A 16,919-nucleotide genomic window follows, 5' to 3' on the forward strand; every position below is an offset into this window, starting at 1 on the left:
AGTCTCAAGCGTGAGTGGCAATGATAGTCAAGAGTCGTCCCCGACCTTGGCAGAGATGAATTTTGCCGTGAGCGAGACTAAATCGACGGTAAGGCGGGGGCAGATATCGAAATAACCCCCAACTCCTCAGAAATAAGTATCGACAGTTAGGAACCAACCCCTGACCTCGCATCTGAAGCACTTAAGGAGAAAAAATATGCTTGACCAAAGTTTCGACCTATCACACAGCGATGTTTTAGATGATATCTAGTAAACGTCCTCCCAGTTTTAAGACGCGAAAAGCTTCGCGTAAAGCTAACTGTAAATCGGCTGGTTTAAAGATATTAAAAAGACAATTCTGCGCCACCACATCGACGGAGGCATCCTCCACCGGCAATTCAAAGGCAGAACCATCTCTAATTTCCACAAAATCGAGACTAAACCAGGGATTTTCCAGCAGTGCTTCGCCGAGATTTCTTTGGGCTGCCCAACGCATTTCCGGCACTGGATCCACCGCAATCACTCCCCCCGGACGACGGGAAAAATAGGCGAATTGCAGTGCTTCTAAACCACCACCCACACCCACATACAAAACCCTGGGAGAATTGCCCAATTCATTAACCTGCACCGTCGTGCCACAACCATAGTTCATCTCCTGCATAATGGCGGGGATTTTTAACCCCGGCAGTTGCAAAGGACTGCCCTGGACACAACATAGCCCCACTTCGGGAGTTTGGGCTACTTCGCTGTAAAATTTGGCAGTGGCTTCCAGATAAGTCATTTTCATCCTTTAAACTCCTTTTCTCTGATCAATTCAAGGATCGACTTCCCATCCCCGCCCAACGCTATCTTAGCATTTGTACTAACCTACAAACCCTAATTGATCACCTTGAGATAGGCAAGTTCATCGGCGATCAAATCCCAGAAACGGGTTACACTGTCTTTAAAGTTCGCCTCAAAAACAGCGATATTCAATAGGGCAAAAGTAGTGGCCATCCTGTTATCTATCAACTTAAAGATAATAGTTGTGTTTTATTGAAGATTGATTATTAGGAGTATAATATCCTAACCATTTAAGGATTTGTTATGCTGGTGAAAGAGGTTTTAATTGACCAATAATGTAGATATTTGTATCTAAAAAAATTCTCACCATTTATAACGCTCCTGAAACAGTTCTTGCTTAACTTCACGAATAAGCTCTAAAATCTGTTCCTGAGTTTCGATACCTGCTTCTTTAAATGCAGCTTGCATATTAGTACGCGCTTGTTCAAACTCAACTTGTTTGTTTTTATCGGGGACAATAATAACAAGTTCAACCTCTGTGTCTGTTGGCAAATCTTGATGGTATTGCTCGATAATTAATTGTCCATCTTTGATTTTGGCTTTAGTCTGAATAAATTGCATTTTTGATTTTTCCTCAGACTCAATCTGGTTTATTGCATCTATTTTAAGTAGCTGGTTATAATTAAATTAAAAATGGATTTTAGGTTCGATCCCCCCCGCCCCCCTTAATAAGGGGGGTGCCGATAGGCGGGGGGATCCCCCCTTGATAAGGGGGGTATCTGACAACTTTTAACACCTACCTACTTAACTTTATCCCAGATTACATCCCTAGTAATCCCTAGCAAGGTAGAAAATATTCTGATGAAATCAGGATTGTTGAATCTGCCAGAAAAAAGACAGTTCAACAGCCCAATTATGAGCGAGAAGTAGTTCAAGGCTGACCGCTAAAATAACTGATAACTGAGAAAACGGTAGCAATTTCTACCAAAAGTCAGAATAAAATTCGTTATTGTCATAAGGTCATGACGGAATGTAATTAAAACCAGAAAGAATGCGGATCGAGCAATTGCAAGCCTTTTTAGCCGTAGCCGATACAGGCAATTTCGGTCAAGCCGCGCGCCAGTGTGGAGTCACCCAATCGACTATCAGCCGCCAGATTCAATCCCTAGAAACCGATTTGGGGTTACCTCTTTTCCATCGTACCGCCCAAGCAAAATTAACCATTGCCGGCGAGAAATTACTGCCCCGGGCGAAACGGATTTGTCAAGAATGGACGAATATTCACAGGGAAATCACTGACCTACAGGCAGGAAAACAGCCAGAATTGTGCGTGGCGGCGATTCATTCCGTCTGCGCCCACTATTTACCGCCGATTTTGCCGAAATTCTGTGCTGAATACCCAGAAGTTCAGTTAAGAGTTACAGCCCTAGGCAGCGATCGCGCCTTAAAAGTGCTGCGGGATGGTTTAGTAGATCTGGCGTTGGTAATGAATAATCGTTTTCTCACCTCTAGCCCAGAGATGGTGGTAGAAATATTATACGAAGAAGCGATCGAAATTCTCATGGCCGCTAATCATCCCCTCGCCCAATACAAAGAAGTGCCATGGTCAGAATTAATCCCCTATCCGCAAGTGGTTTTCAAAGATGGCTACGGAATGCAAAGATTAGTACAAGAATGGTTTTCCCGTCAGGATGCCCACCTGAAAACCGTCATGGAATTAAACACCCTCGATGCTTTTCGCGGTGTGGTGCGTCAGGGTAATATTATCGCTCTTCTGCCCCAATCTGCCCTGATGGAGGCTCGTAGCGATGCCACCCTCGCCATTCGTCCCCTTCGACTTGGCTCAGGGCAAGCTCTTGCTTCCCCTAGTAGCGAAAATCCCCATCTTAATAATGGTAAATTTAGTCATCGTCTCACCCGTCAGGTAGTCCTTGTCACCACCAGCGATCGCCTACAGATCCCCCCGATCGCTCATTTTTGTCAATTAGTGCGGCAAATGAAGCAAAGTATGATTAAAAACCTAGAAAATCACCACTTCCAGCCTTAGCAATCCCAATCAATCCCATTTACTTTTTATTTTCTTCCTTGAGATGAGCGATACTTTTCGAGAATTATTAAAAGCGATCGGTAGTGGCACCCATACGGGCAAAAATTTAACCCGTCCCGAAGCGGCAATGGCCACCAAGATGATGTTAACCCAAGAGGCAACCCCAGCCCAAATCGGTGCTTTTATGATTGCCCATCGCATTAAACGCCCCACCAGCGATGAGTTAGCGGGAATGCTTGATGCCTACGCCGAGCTTGGTCCGCAAATAACCCTAGAATCAGCCTCTTTTCAGCATCCGATCACTATTTTTGGCAATCCCTACGATGGACGCTCTCGCACTGCCCCGGTTACTCCGATCACTACTTTAATCTTAGGGTTGGCGGGGGTTCCCGTAGTCCTGCACGGGGGCGATCGAATGCCGACTAAATACGGTATTTCCCTCAGAGAAATCTGGCAGCAATTAGGAGCAGATTTTAGTCAATTATCCTTAGCAACAGTGAAAGACTGTTTAATCACCACAGGATTGACTTTTTTCTATATTCCGCGCCATTTTCCCCTAGTACAGAATTTTATTCCCTATCGGGAGCAAATCGGTAAACGTCCGCCTATGGCTACGGTAGAGTTAATCTGGTCGCCTTTTGTGGGTAATATTCATCAGATATCGGGTTTTGTTCATCCCCCCACCGAAGATCGTTTTCGCGAAACTTTTGCCCTGAGAAATATCTCTCACTTCACCACCGTGAAAGGATTAGAGGGGAGTTGTGATTTAGCCTGTAATCGGACGGCGATTATCGGTTTTGGAAATCCCACCGATCCTCCTTCCTTTCAGCGATTTTTCTTAAATCCTCGCGATTATGGCTTCTGTCCCTCGGATTATCCCCTGGAATCTTTAGAATTGCTCACCGCTAAATTAAAGGGTTTATTAGCCGGAGAAAATAATGAATTAACCGATGCGGCAATTTTTAACGGTGGTTTTTATCTTTGGCGCTGTGGAATTGCCCCAGATATCCCCACCGGCTTCCAGCAAGCAGAACAATCTTTACAGTCGGGAAAAGCCCTGGCTAAACTAGAACAAATCTGTAATTATCTGGAAAATCAGGAATAGATAGGAATAAGGCTGTAGGGGAAATTACTTCTAAATCAATCATTAATTTGAGAAGTTGGGCCAAGAAGGTAAACCCCAGACTTGGTGTAACTTCTCGGTTTAAAGATCAATGCTTTTGAAAAAAAATTTTCCCGACTGCATCATTTCCGCGCTCAAGGGGGAAAACCATGACTACGGTGAACGATTTAGAAGTTTCTAATTCCTATCACAGTCGCCCGTAGAGAAGCCACCATGTCTGCAATTAATCCCTCGACCCTTCGGTTTCTCTCAGGGTCAACGCTCGAAACTGAATTTATCTCCCCCTCTTTTTCTGTCCTAAAATTGAAGGAAAACTCGATCGACCTAGATGAAGATTTTCTCGGCAGTGATTTAGAAGATAATTTAGTATCTAGTCCCCAAAAAAGCTACAGCAACCGTACAACTACCGATTTAGTCCGTTTATACCTACAAGACATTGGCAGAGTGCCTCTACTCAAACGGGACGAAGAAGTTGAACAAGCGCAACGGGTGCAGCGTCATCTGTCTTTACTGAAATTGCGCGCCACTGCCCTTAAACAAGGTGATGCACAAATACAGCAATTTGTCAAGTTAATTAAGATTTGTGATCGACTGACCGCCCTTCGGCTTCTCTCAGGGTCAACTCGATCAGCCCATCCTCTCTCCCTGGAACGTTGGGCAGAAACTGCCCAAATCACCGTGTCTGAGTTAAAAAATGCTTTGAAAGCGGGAAAACAGCGTTGGGCGCATCTAGCGGGCTTAGAAGTGGAAGAATTGGAAGAAATTATCGCCCTTGGTACCTGTGCCAAAGAACAGATGATCAAGGCCAATTTACGTCTGGTTGACCCTGAGAGAAGTCGAAGGGTGGTGTCGGTGGCCAAAAAATATCAGAATCGCGGTTTAGAATTATTGGATTTGATTCAAGAGGGAACCCTAGGTTTAGAATGCGCCGTCAAGAAATTTGACCCCACCAAAGGCTATCATTTTACTACCTATGCCTACTGGTGGATCCGTCAAGGAATTACGAGGGCGGTCGCAACGCGCTCGCTACGCGAGATCGCGACTCAAAGCCGGATTATTCGCTTACCGGTGAGTATTACCGAAAAACTCAACAGAATTAGGAAAGCACAACGGAAAATCTCACAAATGCGCGGTCGTACTGCGACCGTAGAGGAAATTGCCCAAGAGTTAGGGATGACTCCTGAAACTGTGCGGGAATTGTTGATGACAGTGCCGCGTTCGGTTTCCTTAGAAATAAAAGTGGGTAAGGAAAAAGATACGGAATTAATAGACCTTTTGGAAACTGAAGAAGTGTCTTCAGAAAATCGTCTTGCCTATGAATCTTTGCAAAGAGATATGAGAGAACTATTGGCAGATTTAACCACTCGCGAACGAGAAGTGATTGAATGGCGCTATGGTTTTCTCGATGGTAAATCCCATTCCTTGGCTGATATCGGTCGCATCTTGGAATTATCCGGGGAAAGGGTGCGAAAAATTGAGTTGAAAGCGTTGCAAAAACTGCGTCAATCCGGGCGACGTCATCAAATTCGCGATTATTTTGAAGCGTTGAGTTAGTTAGGGTATGTGGAAAAAGTTTTTCCTGGAGGCAGGGTGTGGGGAGTATTTTCAGTGAACAGTAAACAGTAAAAAGTAATCCTAAATCCTGTTATTAAAAACTGATTATTTATTCCTCCTTTTGCCTCTTGCCTCTTGCCTATCCTGATATGTAGCCTATACTCAACGGATTTAGTATTAATAGGTCCAATTTTGTTTCGTCTGTAGGGTGTAGGTTCCGTCGCGCACATTGACTCGATGGGGGATCAGCTTCAGGTCTCGGAAGATATTAGCTTGGTGTTGTAGGGCCGTCAGAGAGCGATCGTCGATCGGGATAATGGCACGTTCAGAGGCCCGTTGTTCAAGATTAGTGATGATCGCTGGATCGATCTCATGGTGAGCTGCCAAGCGTCTCGTCGCCTCTAACTCCTGTTGTTTCGCCCAGGCACCTGCCTCGTTCACTTCTTCTAAAATCACCTTCAGTACATCGGGATAATCCCGCACCAATTCGGGAACTGCATAATAATAGGTCGGCACTTCTAGAGAGGCGTTTTCCCCAAAGATACCCCCTAGATCGGCCAACGATCTTCCCGGATAGGTGCGCGTCTCCGTGGGAGAATAGGGAACCCAGACCACCCAAGCGTCGATCTCACCGCGACGGAAAAGCACCAGCGCTTCCGGTTGAGTCGCATACACCGGTTCGATATCGCTTAATTCTAGATTCACTCTCATCAGGGCGCGGATGAGGACATAATGGGCGCTCGAACCTCGATCAAAGGCGATTCTTTTGCCTTTTAAATCCGCCAACGTCTCTATTGGCGAATCTTCAGGCACGAGGATCGCCTGACCTTTCGGGGCGGTATATTTTTCCTTGGCTACCCGGACGAAGACGTGTTCGGCCGCTTGGGAGAAAATACTCGCCGTACCGCCACCACCGCAGAAGTCGATCGTTCCGTTGCTCAAGGCCTCGATCAGAGAGGAAGCGGCCAGAAAACTCGTCCACGTTACCGTCACCCCAAAGGGTTTTAAGCGTCTTTCCAGAAAGGCCTGGGCGCGGAGAACTTCCAGATTAGTCATGCCCTCGGGATAGCCGATCTTGAGAGTTCCTAACCGCCGCGCTTGTTTGGCGAGGGGAGTGATATCGGAGGGGGTCGAGCGCTTGAACCAGCGATCGATCGCGATACAGAAGAGAATTCCAGCGATAAATAATCCCACGGTTTCCAATAGCCGGGGAGTCGTATTTCGGGGGAATTTAAAGCTATCGACGAGGTTCAGAATCAGGTTATCGGATCGAGAATTTTGACCGACGGCGATCTCGCGTAGCGAGCGCTTTGCGTTCGTGTCGGAAAATCCAGCCAGGAGAAAGCTCCCCACCAGACTGGTCAAAAAAAGCAGCGCGGGAAGAACTCCCCGGCAATTTCGCCACGGTTTCCAGAGACACTTGATCGAACGGTGGAGCATGGGATTTCTCGCAGAAAACAAGATTTATTATCGGGAAAGGAGACAAGAGAGAAGGGTTTCCCAACTTGATCCCTTCGACTTGGCTCAGGGCAAGCGGGAGAGGTTCCATTAGTTTTATCTACATACTATAAAAATCCACGACTCCTCGATTGTGTAACAAAGTACATTTATAAATGTATTGAAAATGATATAGTTTCAAAATGAAATTGCGCCCGCATTTGAGAGATCGAGGTAGTATGGATGGATTGGTTGATCGAAATCGTCAAAATCGCGGTGGCCACCGGCATAGCCACCACCTTCGACGACAATATTTATCTAACTGGCTTCTTTAGCGAGGTAAATCGTACCTTTCGCCCGGTTCACGTTGTCGTCGGCGAGCTAGTCGGGTTTACGGCCTTAGTATCGGTGAGCTTGCTGGGGTTTCTCCTCGGCCTAATCATCCCGCCGATTTATATCGGTCTTCTCGGAATCTTGCCAATCCTCATCGGTGTGAGAAATTTACTGACGTTAAATCGCGATAACGAGAGGGAAACCGCAGATCGCAAGGTGAATTTGCGAAGAAACGCCCAATTTCATGGGTTTGCCTCCCGCAGACTATCCCTCGCTCAAGTCCTCAGAGATCGCCAAACCTATAAAGTTTCCGCGGTCACGATATCCAATGGCGGCAATAATCTCGGTATCTACATTCCCCTATTCGCCAATAGTACCGTGGCGCAGTTAGCCGTAATCATCCCGATCTGCTATCTAATCGTCTGTACTTGGTTATTTCTCTCCTATAATCTAACCCGCCAACCGGGGATCGCGGTTGTCCTCAGCCGTTATGCGAGTAAGCTTTTCCCTTTTGTGCTGATGTGGTTGGGGCTACGGATTATTCTCGATAACGGCTCCTATCGCCTGTTGATTCCCATCGGCTAAATTAGACCCCCCGTAAAAATCGCCAATCTCCGGCTCCCAAGGGAGTCAGAACTCAGGAAGAGAGAATAAAAAATTAGTTGGTTTAGATCAACCTTATCGAGAAAATCCCGATGAATGTATCACTGTTGTCAATTCGATCGCTGTTTCGTCGCTTTCGTTCCTTATCGGGGAGGAGCTTCCTTTCCTTCCTGTTAGTGGGACTGTTGGCAAGTATTGCCCTCGCCTCCTGCGGGGGAATCGGCTCAAAACCGGAGGTGAAACTGAATCTCGTTTCCTTCTCGGTCACAAAAGCCGCCCACGACCAGATTATCCCGAAATTCGTCGAGAAATGGCGGAAAGAGCATAACCAAAAAGTCATTTTCCAGCGGAGTTACGGCGGTTCCCTGGCCCAGGCCGATGACGTGATCGCAGGGAAACAAGAGGCGGACGTAGTACATCTAGCCCTACCTCTAGACGTGATGCGGATATCTCAAGCTGGCCTGATTAATCGCGGTTGGGAAGATCGGGTGCCGCGGCGGGGAGTGGTGAGTCACTCGGTGGCGGCGATCGTCACGCGGGCGGGAAATCCGAAAAAGATTCAATCTTGGGCGGATCTGGCTAGAGAGGACGTTACGGTTCTATCCGCCGATCCGAAAACTTCCGGGATCGCTATTTGGCAGTTATTAGCCCTCTGGGGTTCGGTGACGCAAACGGGGGGCGAACCGCAACAGGCATGGGATTTTGTCCGCCGGATCTATCAAAAGATTCCCACCCTAGCCAGGGACGCACGGGAAGCCAGCAATGCCTTTTTCCAAGAAGGAAAGGGGGATGTTTTAGTCACCTACGAAAACGAGGTAATTCTAGCGGCAAGAAATCAACCAGATACCAATTACTTAGTCCCCCCGGTCAATATCTCGATCGATAATCCCGTGGCGGTGGTGGATAGAAATGTCGATAAACACGGCACGCGAGAGGTGGCCGAGGCCTTTGTGAATTTCCTCTATTCCGAGCCGGCACAACAGGAATTGGCCAAATTAGGCTATCGCTCGGTCAATCCCTTCGTGGCCAAGGATGAAGGACTACAATTTCCGCCGATCAAGACCCTTTTCAACGCCCAAGATCTCGGGGGTTGGACGTTGATCGAAAAGGAATTTCTGGCCAATAACGGCATCTTCGAGCAGATTAAAAACCAGTCGGCTTCCTAACATTTTTCCCGCTTTAATCTATGAAATTCTCTCATTATTTTTTCCTAATCTCCCTTCTGATTGCGAGTAATTTGATCGCCGGTTGCGGTCGCCCGGCCGACTCGGCCGAGAAAGAAGCACCAGTCTCGATCGACGGTGGTGCGGTGGGTTTCGCCCTCTCCCTCGCCGTTGCCGAAGAATATCAGAGAATCCATCCCGAAGCGCGGGTAAGCGTCGCCACCAGTGGAACCGGGGGCGGTTTTAGTAAGTTCTGCGCCGGAAATCTCGACATTGCCGGGGCATCGCGGGTGATCCGGAAAGAAGAGATCGAGAAATGTCGGGAAAACGGCGTGGAATTTCTGGAATTACCGATGGCGATCGACGGATTGGCGGTGATTGTCAATAAAAAAAATCAATTCGCCAAGTGTTTAACGATTAAAGAACTCGATCGAATGTGGAACACGAAAGCGGAGGGTAGGATTACCAGTTGGAAACAGATTAATCCCAAATTTCCCGACGAAAGATTATTACTTTTCGCCCCGCCTTCCGATACGGGAACCTTCGATTATTTCACCCAAGCGATCACGGGAAAACGGAGAAATAGCCGCACCGATTTTACCCCGAACCGCAATCAAAACGCGCTCGTGCAGGGGGTGATCGGCAATCCATCCGCGCTTGCCTATTTAGGCATCTCTTTCTATATGCAGAACCAAGATCGATTGAACTTGGTGGCGATCGAAAATAATGAAGGAAAATGCGTCAAACCGGTCCCCATCGATAACGTTCTCCGCAATGTCTATAATCCCCTTTCCCGTCCCCTGTTTATCTACGTCAACAAGAATAATTTAAAAACGAATCCATCCCTGGAAAAATTCGTGCGCTTCTATTTAGAAAATTCCTGGAAATGGGTCGATGGCGTGGGTTACGTCGCTTTACCTGATGAGGCCTACGTCAAAACCCTGCGGAAATTCGAGCGCGGGGAAACGGGATCGAAATTCGGCAAAGCTAAACCGGGAGAACCGATCACGAACTTTATCTAAAAAAGGAATTTTGTCAAACCATGACCTTAACCCCGAGTTCTTTCGATAATTCTTTTTTCGCGGCAGATAATTCACTCCTCAAGCGCCCTGGCGACGATATTCAAGAGAAGATAATCGCGCTGATTCTCTTCGCTTGCGCTTTCGTTTCCGTGGCGACGACAATCGGCATCGTGGCGATTATTTTTAGTGAAACCTGGGGATTTTTTCAAGAGGTATCTTTCGCCCAATTCTTTCTCGATACCCGTTGGACTCCACTGTTCGCCACCCCTCATTTCGGCATCTGGCCGCTGATTAACGGGACATTTTTAACCACGGCCATCGCTATGTCCGTCGCGGTTCCTTTAGGCCTATCTTCCGCGATCTACCTCGCCGAATACGCAAAACCGAACCTAGCGGCGATTTTACGCCCTGCGGTGGAACTTCTCGCCGGGATTCCCACGGTGGTGTACGGGTACTTCGCCCTACTCGTTGTCACGCCCACTTTGCGGAATCTTTTCCCCGTCGAGATTTTTAACGCCCTCAGCGCCGGGTTAATGATGGGAATCATGATCACTCCCACGGTGGGATCGATTAGTTTAGACGCGATCCGAGCGGTTCCCCGTTCCCTGCGCGAGGGTTCCTACGCCCTAGGAATTACCAAGCTAGAAACGATTTTTAAAGTGGTTCTCCCCGCCGCCCTGTCCGGGATCATGGCCTCGATTATTTTGGGAATGTCCCGGGCGGTGGGGGAAACGATGACGGTGTTGATCGCCGCCGGCTCGCAACCCCGGCTTACCCTCAATCCCTTCGAGTCGATCGCCACGATGACCGCTTTTATGGCCGAGATTTCCGGGGGAGATGCGCCCCGGGGCAGTCTCAGTTTTAAAACCCTCTACGCAGTCGGCGCGGTGCTTTTTTTGATCACGTTGGCACTGAATCTGGCCAGTTACTGGATCTCCCACCGTTTTAAAGAAAAATACGATTGATTTGCCATGGTTAAATCCTCTGTTAAGTCCGATACCGTTGAATTTATCGACCATCTGGAACGCCGGGAGGCGATCGGCAAATTCTGCGAGTATCTTTTCCTCTTCGGTTTACTGATCGGTTTGTTCGTTCTGGCGCTGTTGGTGTTGAATATCGCCCACGATGGACTCGGACGACTCTTAACCCCCGGATTCCTCACGGAAACGCCTTCCCGTTTCCCGGAAAGGGGCGGTATCCGTCCGGCGATCATCGGTAGTTTCTATCTGGGAATTATCGTGCTTCTCGTGGCGGTGCCGATCGGGGTCGGGTCGGCTTTGTATCTAGAGGAATACGCCCCGAAAACGTGGTGGACGGCACTGATCGAGGTGAATATCGGCAATCTGGCCGGGGTTCCCTCGATCGTCTATGGTTTATTAGGATTAGCGGTTTTTAACTATCTGCTCAATTTTGGCCCGACGCTGATTTCCGGCGCGTTAACCCTTGCGCTTCTCTCGCTGCCGGTGATTATCGTCACGGCGCGGGAGGCGATCCGGGCGGTTCCCGATTCCCTACGCCAAGCCTCCTACGGTCTAGGCAGTACCAAATGGCAAACGATCCAACACCATGTTTTACCCTACGCGGTGCCGGGGATTCTCACGGGGGTGATTATCTCCGTGTCGCGGGCGATCGGAGACGCGGCTTCCTTAATGGTGGTCGGCGCGGTTAGTTTCCTCACTTTCGATCCTGGTTTATTCCAACGCTTTATGGCACTACCGATTCAAATTTTCAGCTATATCACCCGTCCCGAACCAGGTTTCGCCAATGCTGCGGCGGCTGCGATTATCGTTCTGATCCTGTTAATTCTCGCCCTCAACGCCATCGCTATCTATCTACGTCAACATTATTCCCAATCGAGTCAACCTTGATGGCTCCACTTTTCCCTCTTAACCAGTCGTTTAATCACACTCAGGAGAATTTTTGCCATGACTACCCACCTTAACGCCGATCACAGTGTTTTCGAGGCGGAAGGAGTGAAAGTTTTTTATAATGGATTTCTTGCTCTTCTGGACGTTCATATTAAAATTCCCGCACGAAAAATCGTCGCCTTTATCGGGCCGTCCGGTTGCGGGAAAAGTACCCTTTTGCGCTGCTTTAACCGAATGAACGATCTGATCCCCGGCGCCAAGGTGGAGGGAAAACTACTGTACCGAAATCAGAATATTTACGATTCGCAGGTCAATGCGGTCAAGTTGCGGCGACAGGTGGGGATGGTTTTCCAACGTCCCAACCCTTTTCCCAAGAGCATTTACGAGAATATCGCCTACGCGCCTCGAACCAACGGTTATCAGGGAAATCTTGATGAATTGGTCGAGTATTCCCTGCGGCAGGCGGCGATCTGGGAGGAAGTAAAGGACAAACTGAAAGAAAAAGGAACGGCACTATCGGGGGGACAGCAACAGCGTCTCTGTATTGCCCGTGCGATCTCGCGTAGCGAGCGCGTTGCGACCGCTATGAAGCCAGATGTTTTATTGATGGATGAACCCTGTTCGGCCCTCGATCCCATCTCTACCCGTCAGGTGGAGGAATTGTGCCTACAACTGAAGGAAAGTTACACGATCATCACCGTCACCCACAATATGCAGCAGGCATCGCGGATCGCCGACTGGACGGCATTTTTTAACACCGAAACCGATCGGTCCGGGAAACGCCGGGGAAAATTAGTCGAATTTAGCCCCACGGAAGTTATGTTCGGCAATCCGCAAACCGACGAGGCCCGGGAGTATATTACCGGGCGATTTGGGTAATTGAAACAGAAAAAAAGCCGATAGTCTGTTTTTCACAACCGTGCGCGGTTTTATGCCGAGACACCCATTGCTATGAATAGAAAGGACTGGATTTTCGCTATTTTGTTGGTTTTTGTCCCGATCTCGATCGCCTGGAATTTCCTCCATTGGGACGTGACGATCATTTTCCTGAGCGCCTGTCTAGCGATTGTTCCCCTGGCCGCTTACATGGGAAAAGCGACCGAGGAAATCGCCGTCGTGGTCGGTCCCAATCTCGGCGGTTTAATGAACGCCACCTTCGGCAACGCCACCGAATTAATTCTCGCCTACGCCGCCCTCGAAGAAGGTTTGATCGAGGTGGTGAAAGCGACGATTACCGGTTCGATTATCGGGAATCTGCTGCTGGTAACGGGCTTATCGATGTTTTTCGGCGGCTTACGCTATAAAGAACAGAAATTCCAGCCCGTGACCGCCCGTTTAAATTCCTCGTCGATGAATCTCGCCGTGGCAGCAATCCTCCTACCCACGACCGTTCAATACACCTCCGCCGCAATCGAGGAGAGCGTCCTACAGCGTCTCTCGGTAGCGGTGGCGGCGGTATTAATTTTTGTGTATTGCCTGAGTCTGCTGTTTTCGATGAAGACCCACACCTATCTTTACGAGGTGGGGGTCGCCGATCTCGATCAAGAGTCGGGGGAAGCGGTAAGCGTAAAAAAGCCGAATCTCTGGCTCTGGGTGGGGATATTACTGCTGGTGACGATCGGGGTGGCGGTCGAATCGGAATTATTAGTTAATACCCTAGAGGAAGCCACGCATAAATTAGGATTAACGACCCTTTTCACGGGGGTGATCCTGCTGCCAATTATCGGCAACGCGGCCGAACACGCCACCGCGGTTAGGGTCGCCTTAAAAGACAAAATGGATCTGGCGGTTTCCGTGACGGTGGGTTCGAGTCTGCAAATCGCACTTTTTGTCGCACCGGTTCTCGTAATCGCGGGTTATTTCATCGGTCAGCCGATGGCTCTCGATTTCGATCCGTTTGAATTGGTCGCCGTCGCCGTCGCCGTCTGGCTGACTAACTCGATCAGTAACGACGGTCGCTCGAACTGGCTAGAGGGTATATTACTCGTCGCCACCTACGCAGTGATCACCCTTGCTTTCTTTTTCCATCCCGCACCGGGATAAAGCGATCGGTCGTGGGAAATACAGTTTCTCCATCGGGATAGGTAGTAAAATTCTCCCGTTCCGGAACCTTTGAAGGAAAAGCCGAACAAGGTATAACGAACGGACGAACCCGACGGCCATCTTAAGGAAAAAAACGATGATCGAGATTGTGATCGCGATATCCACCGGTGTAGCGGCATTCGTCGCCACCAACCTCGACGATATATTGATCCTGACGATTCTCTTCAGCCAAACGGGAAAACTCTTCCGTCGTCGCGATATCGTCATCGGTCAGTATATCGGCTTTAGTCTGCTTGTTATTGCCAGTTTAGCGGGGTTTTTCGGCTGCTTTCTCATCCCTACCCCATGGATTCGCTATCTAGGCCTCGTTCCTGTGATTCTCGGCATCGTTTCCCTTCTCAAAGAAGAGGAGAAGCAGGAAGAGCCGGAGAATGTCGAATTGGACCTAGAGGGTGCGAAACATTCCCCCTTCGGCGTAGCTCAGGGTAAACCCTTCGGTGGTTGGTTTGACCCGCGCACCTATAGCGTGGCTGCGTTAACCGTCGCCAACGGCAGCGATAATATCGGTATTTACGTTCCCCTGTTTGCCAGTAGTACCGTGACAAGTCTGATCGTTATCGTCAGCGTTTTTTTGATTCTGGTGGGGGTTTGGTGTGCGTTCTCGCGTAGCGAGCGCTTTGCGTTCGCCTACGGGTTGACCAGTGTGCCGACCATCGCCACTATTCTAACCAGTCAGGGAAGTACCTTCGTTCCCTGTGTGCTGATCGGTCTGGGTATTTTTATCGTCAAAGAAAGTATTTCCCTCGCGTTTTTGGCCTTAGGAATTAGCTATCTCTGGGCGATCGTTGATCGCGGTAAGGGACTGGCAAGAAAATAAAGTACCATTTATTTACTAGGCAGAATTATCACATTAAATCTGGTTATTAAAAACTGATTATTTATTTCTCCTTTTGCCTTTTGCCTTTTGACTGTCCTTATAAGTAGCCTATACTCAACGGATGTAGTATCACATCCCAAGGGGTGATTCTGAGTAGGGTGTAGGGTTAGGAGATTTTAACTCACTGAGAACAACGATTTGATGAGTTGCATTCCAGACGTTTTTGACGTTCTGCTAAGATTGTTTTTAAATTCGGTCTTCCGGTTAAGGTTAATCGCCAAGAAGCCCAAATTTCATAGATAATATCCACTAGAAACCCAATAACCGGCCATTTGGTAGCGGCATAAATCCAACCAATGCCCAAAATATCATAGACTTGGCGAAACACTTCCACATTTTGGAGAATAGTACCATCGGCTAGTACAGCGTGGATTCGTCCCATGGCCGCCGCGAAGGAAATACCGCCATTTTCCTCCGGATTATAGTTTTCGGCGGCAATATCGACAAAAGCAACTAATCCTCTCCCAGCATCCTGTTTTTGCAGAAAATTAACCTCCCGCAAGCAGAGGGGACATTCTCCATCGTAGAGGAGTTTAATTTTCCAAGAGGGCGATCGAGTAGAATTTTCTAAGGTATCAGCAGATGGAGTCGGTAAAGATGACATGATCTTCTAGGGATTCTCTTTTCAGTGAACAGTGAACAGTAAACAGTAATCAGTGAACTGAAAACTCAAATCCGATCACTGATTACTGACTCCTGATGATTATTTTATGGCAATTCATCAGATTGGATGGGATCACTCTCTATTGGTTCTCGATCGTTGCGTTTTGAGAAACCCCAAGCAAAGAGGATAGCAATTAAACTAATCATAATCCATTCCGGCGGCACAAAATCGGGACTAATCACCCGCAACAACAATCTTAAACCCACCAAACCGACGGTGACAAAACCGGCATCTTCTAGGTGGGTGTATTCCTCTAACCAGCGAATAAATAAACCCGCCATAAAGCGCAGGGTAACTACTCCGATCGTACCACCAAGCAGGATCAACCAAGTATCATCGGCCACGGCGATGGAGGTGGTGACACTATCGAGGGAAAAAGCTAAATCGGTAACGGCAATTAGGGGGATAGCTTGCCAGAGAGATTGAAACTTGAGACTATGATGGGTGTGGTCTTTGTCTTCGGGGGAGGCAAAGTAATTAAAGACTAACCAGAGCAAATATACTGCTCCCAAAAGTTCAAACTGCCAGTATTTAACCACCCAGGTGGCGGTAAGAATCAAGACCATACGGAGAATATAGGCGAAAACTAAGCCAATATTCAGGGCCTGACGTTGACGCTGATGATCTCCTAATCCCTGTGCTATGGAAGCGAGAGCAATGGCGTTATCTGCTGATAATACCGCTTCTAGGGCAATGAGAACCAACAGAATTAACGGGGTTTTTAGACTAAGGGTTAGAGATGAATCAAGGAGCGAGTCTAACATTGAGGCCGCAGGTAAAAATAAATGTAATCATGGCAATACCTCAGCTTAACGCTTTTACAACTTTCTTTTCTAGGGGAGATAACCGTCATCGGGGGTGGGGAGATATGAAGTCTTGTAACGAAATGATGCAGAGAACCCCGATGATGTCGGAAAGTATTGGATGAATATCTTTATGAGGAGATAATCAGCAATGCTTTCTGATACTCAAGTTTTAGTCGCTCTGGTAATTGCTTTAATCCCCGGGATTTTGGCTTTTCGTCTAGCGACGGAACTTTATAAGTAAAACCGCTTTCAATAAACCCTGATCCCGTCTGACCTACCTATAGGATAGACCGATTGGGGTTTTTTTGGTTATCGGTCATCAGTTATCAGTGATTGGGTGTAAATTGAAAGTAATTAAGTAGGTAGGCGTTAAAAGTTGTCAGATGCCCCCCTTATCAAGGGGGGATTAAGGGGGGATCGGCACCCCCCTTATCAAGCTGTCCTTTAGTCACATCTTTCTTAACATTTCAAACCTTTGTGGCACAAGGCTTTCAAGACTCGGTTAACAATTTGTAATATTCCTTGTTGACACCCTTACTGACAAAGAAAAAACTGAA

At 48.0% G+C, this 16,919-nt stretch carries 16 protein-coding genes and 1 pseudogene; 12 read left to right on the forward strand and 5 right to left on the reverse strand.

Annotated features, from left to right (window positions below; genetic code table 11):
• Window positions 1-247 precede the first annotated feature (247 nt).
• Window positions 248-766 (reverse strand): annotated as a pseudogene (locus IM462_RS09340) (methyltransferase domain-containing protein); the annotation flags it as partial.
• 359 nt (window positions 767-1,125) lie between these two features.
• On the reverse strand, window positions 1,126-1,383 hold the full coding sequence (locus tag IM462_RS09345) for a hypothetical protein (RefSeq protein WP_287703686.1): 258 nt from the start codon (window positions 1,381-1,383) through the stop codon (window positions 1,126-1,128).
• Window positions 1,384-1,813: 430 nt separating this feature from the next.
• On the opposite strand from IM462_RS09345, the gene IM462_RS09350 reads away from it, so the two are divergent.
• The 3 genes from IM462_RS09350 (at window position 1,814) to sigC (ending at window position 5,486) form a co-directional block, all read left to right on the forward strand.
• On the forward strand, window positions 1,814-2,809 hold the full coding sequence (locus IM462_RS09350; RefSeq protein ID WP_287703685.1) for a LysR family transcriptional regulator: 996 nt from the start codon (window positions 1,814-1,816) through the stop codon (window positions 2,807-2,809).
• 43 nt (window positions 2,810-2,852) lie between these two features.
• Entirely contained in the window at window positions 2,853-3,914 is a 1,062-nt protein-coding gene (locus IM462_RS09355; protein ID WP_287703683.1) for an anthranilate phosphoribosyltransferase family protein, read from the forward strand.
• Between the two features lie 231 nt (window positions 3,915-4,145).
• Entirely contained in the window at window positions 4,146-5,486 is a 1,341-nt protein-coding gene (sigC, locus tag IM462_RS09360; RefSeq protein WP_287703681.1) for an RNA polymerase sigma factor SigC, read from the forward strand.
• A gap of 177 nt (window positions 5,487-5,663) precedes the next feature.
• On the opposite strand, the gene IM462_RS09365 is transcribed toward sigC, so the two are convergent.
• Window positions 5,664-6,926: a sulfonate ABC transporter substrate-binding protein gene (locus IM462_RS09365; protein WP_287703679.1), complete on the reverse strand. Its 1,263-nt coding sequence runs from the start codon at window positions 6,924-6,926 to the stop codon at window positions 5,664-5,666.
• Between the two features lie 240 nt (window positions 6,927-7,166).
• Between IM462_RS09365 and IM462_RS09370 the strand changes: the two genes are divergently transcribed.
• The 8 genes from IM462_RS09370 (at window position 7,167) to IM462_RS09405 (ending at window position 14,832) form a co-directional block, all read left to right on the forward strand.
• Entirely contained in the window at window positions 7,167-7,841 is a 675-nt protein-coding gene (locus tag IM462_RS09370; protein WP_108937666.1) for a cadmium resistance transporter, read from the forward strand.
• Between the two features lie 110 nt (window positions 7,842-7,951).
• Complete coding sequence (locus IM462_RS09375; RefSeq protein WP_287703677.1) at window positions 7,952-9,025, forward strand: sulfate ABC transporter substrate-binding protein; 1,074 nt, start codon at window positions 7,952-7,954, stop codon at window positions 9,023-9,025.
• A gap of 20 nt (window positions 9,026-9,045) precedes the next feature.
• The gene (locus IM462_RS09380) at window positions 9,046-10,044 is read left to right on the forward strand and encodes a PstS family phosphate ABC transporter substrate-binding protein (RefSeq protein WP_103111600.1); all 999 of its coding nucleotides are present in this window, start codon (window positions 9,046-9,048) and stop codon (window positions 10,042-10,044) included.
• Between the two features lie 20 nt (window positions 10,045-10,064).
• A complete protein-coding gene (gene pstC / locus IM462_RS09385) occupies window positions 10,065-11,009 on the forward strand; it encodes a phosphate ABC transporter permease subunit PstC (RefSeq protein ID WP_287703675.1) in 945 nt (314 codons plus the stop codon).
• Between the two features lie 6 nt (window positions 11,010-11,015).
• On the forward strand, window positions 11,016-11,912 hold the full coding sequence (gene pstA / locus IM462_RS09390; RefSeq protein ID WP_061430480.1) for a phosphate ABC transporter permease PstA: 897 nt from the start codon (window positions 11,016-11,018) through the stop codon (window positions 11,910-11,912).
• A gap of 57 nt (window positions 11,913-11,969) precedes the next feature.
• Window positions 11,970-12,791 (forward strand): phosphate ABC transporter ATP-binding protein PstB, encoded by an 822-nt coding sequence (gene pstB, locus IM462_RS09395; protein ID WP_287703673.1) that lies wholly within the window; start codon window positions 11,970-11,972, stop codon window positions 12,789-12,791.
• Between the two features lie 72 nt (window positions 12,792-12,863).
• Window positions 12,864-13,955, forward strand: coding sequence for a calcium/proton exchanger (gene cax, locus IM462_RS09400; RefSeq protein ID WP_287703671.1), 1,092 nt, complete (start codon window positions 12,864-12,866; stop codon window positions 13,953-13,955).
• Window positions 13,956-14,091: 136 nt separating this feature from the next.
• Entirely contained in the window at window positions 14,092-14,832 is a 741-nt protein-coding gene (locus IM462_RS09405; protein WP_287703669.1) for a cadmium resistance transporter, read from the forward strand.
• A 181-nt stretch (window positions 14,833-15,013) separates the two neighbouring features.
• On the opposite strand, the gene IM462_RS09410 is transcribed toward IM462_RS09405, so the two are convergent.
• On the reverse strand, window positions 15,014-15,496 hold the full coding sequence (locus IM462_RS09410; RefSeq protein ID WP_287660962.1) for a thiol-disulfide oxidoreductase DCC family protein: 483 nt from the start codon (window positions 15,494-15,496) through the stop codon (window positions 15,014-15,016).
• A gap of 104 nt (window positions 15,497-15,600) precedes the next feature.
• Window positions 15,601-16,320: a TerC family protein gene (locus tag IM462_RS09415; protein WP_002737049.1), complete on the reverse strand. Its 720-nt coding sequence runs from the start codon at window positions 16,318-16,320 to the stop codon at window positions 15,601-15,603.
• 190 nt (window positions 16,321-16,510) lie between these two features.
• Between IM462_RS09415 and psaM the strand changes: the two genes are divergently transcribed.
• Window positions 16,511-16,603: a photosystem I reaction center subunit XII gene (gene psaM / locus IM462_RS09420; RefSeq protein ID WP_012264462.1), complete on the forward strand. Its 93-nt coding sequence runs from the start codon at window positions 16,511-16,513 to the stop codon at window positions 16,601-16,603.
• Window positions 16,604-16,919 lie beyond the last annotated feature (316 nt).

This window comes from Microcystis sp. M144S2 (assembly GCF_020246065.1).
In the GTDB taxonomy this organism is placed as follows: domain Bacteria; phylum Cyanobacteriota; class Cyanobacteriia; order Cyanobacteriales; family Microcystaceae; genus Microcystis; species Microcystis ichthyoblabe_A.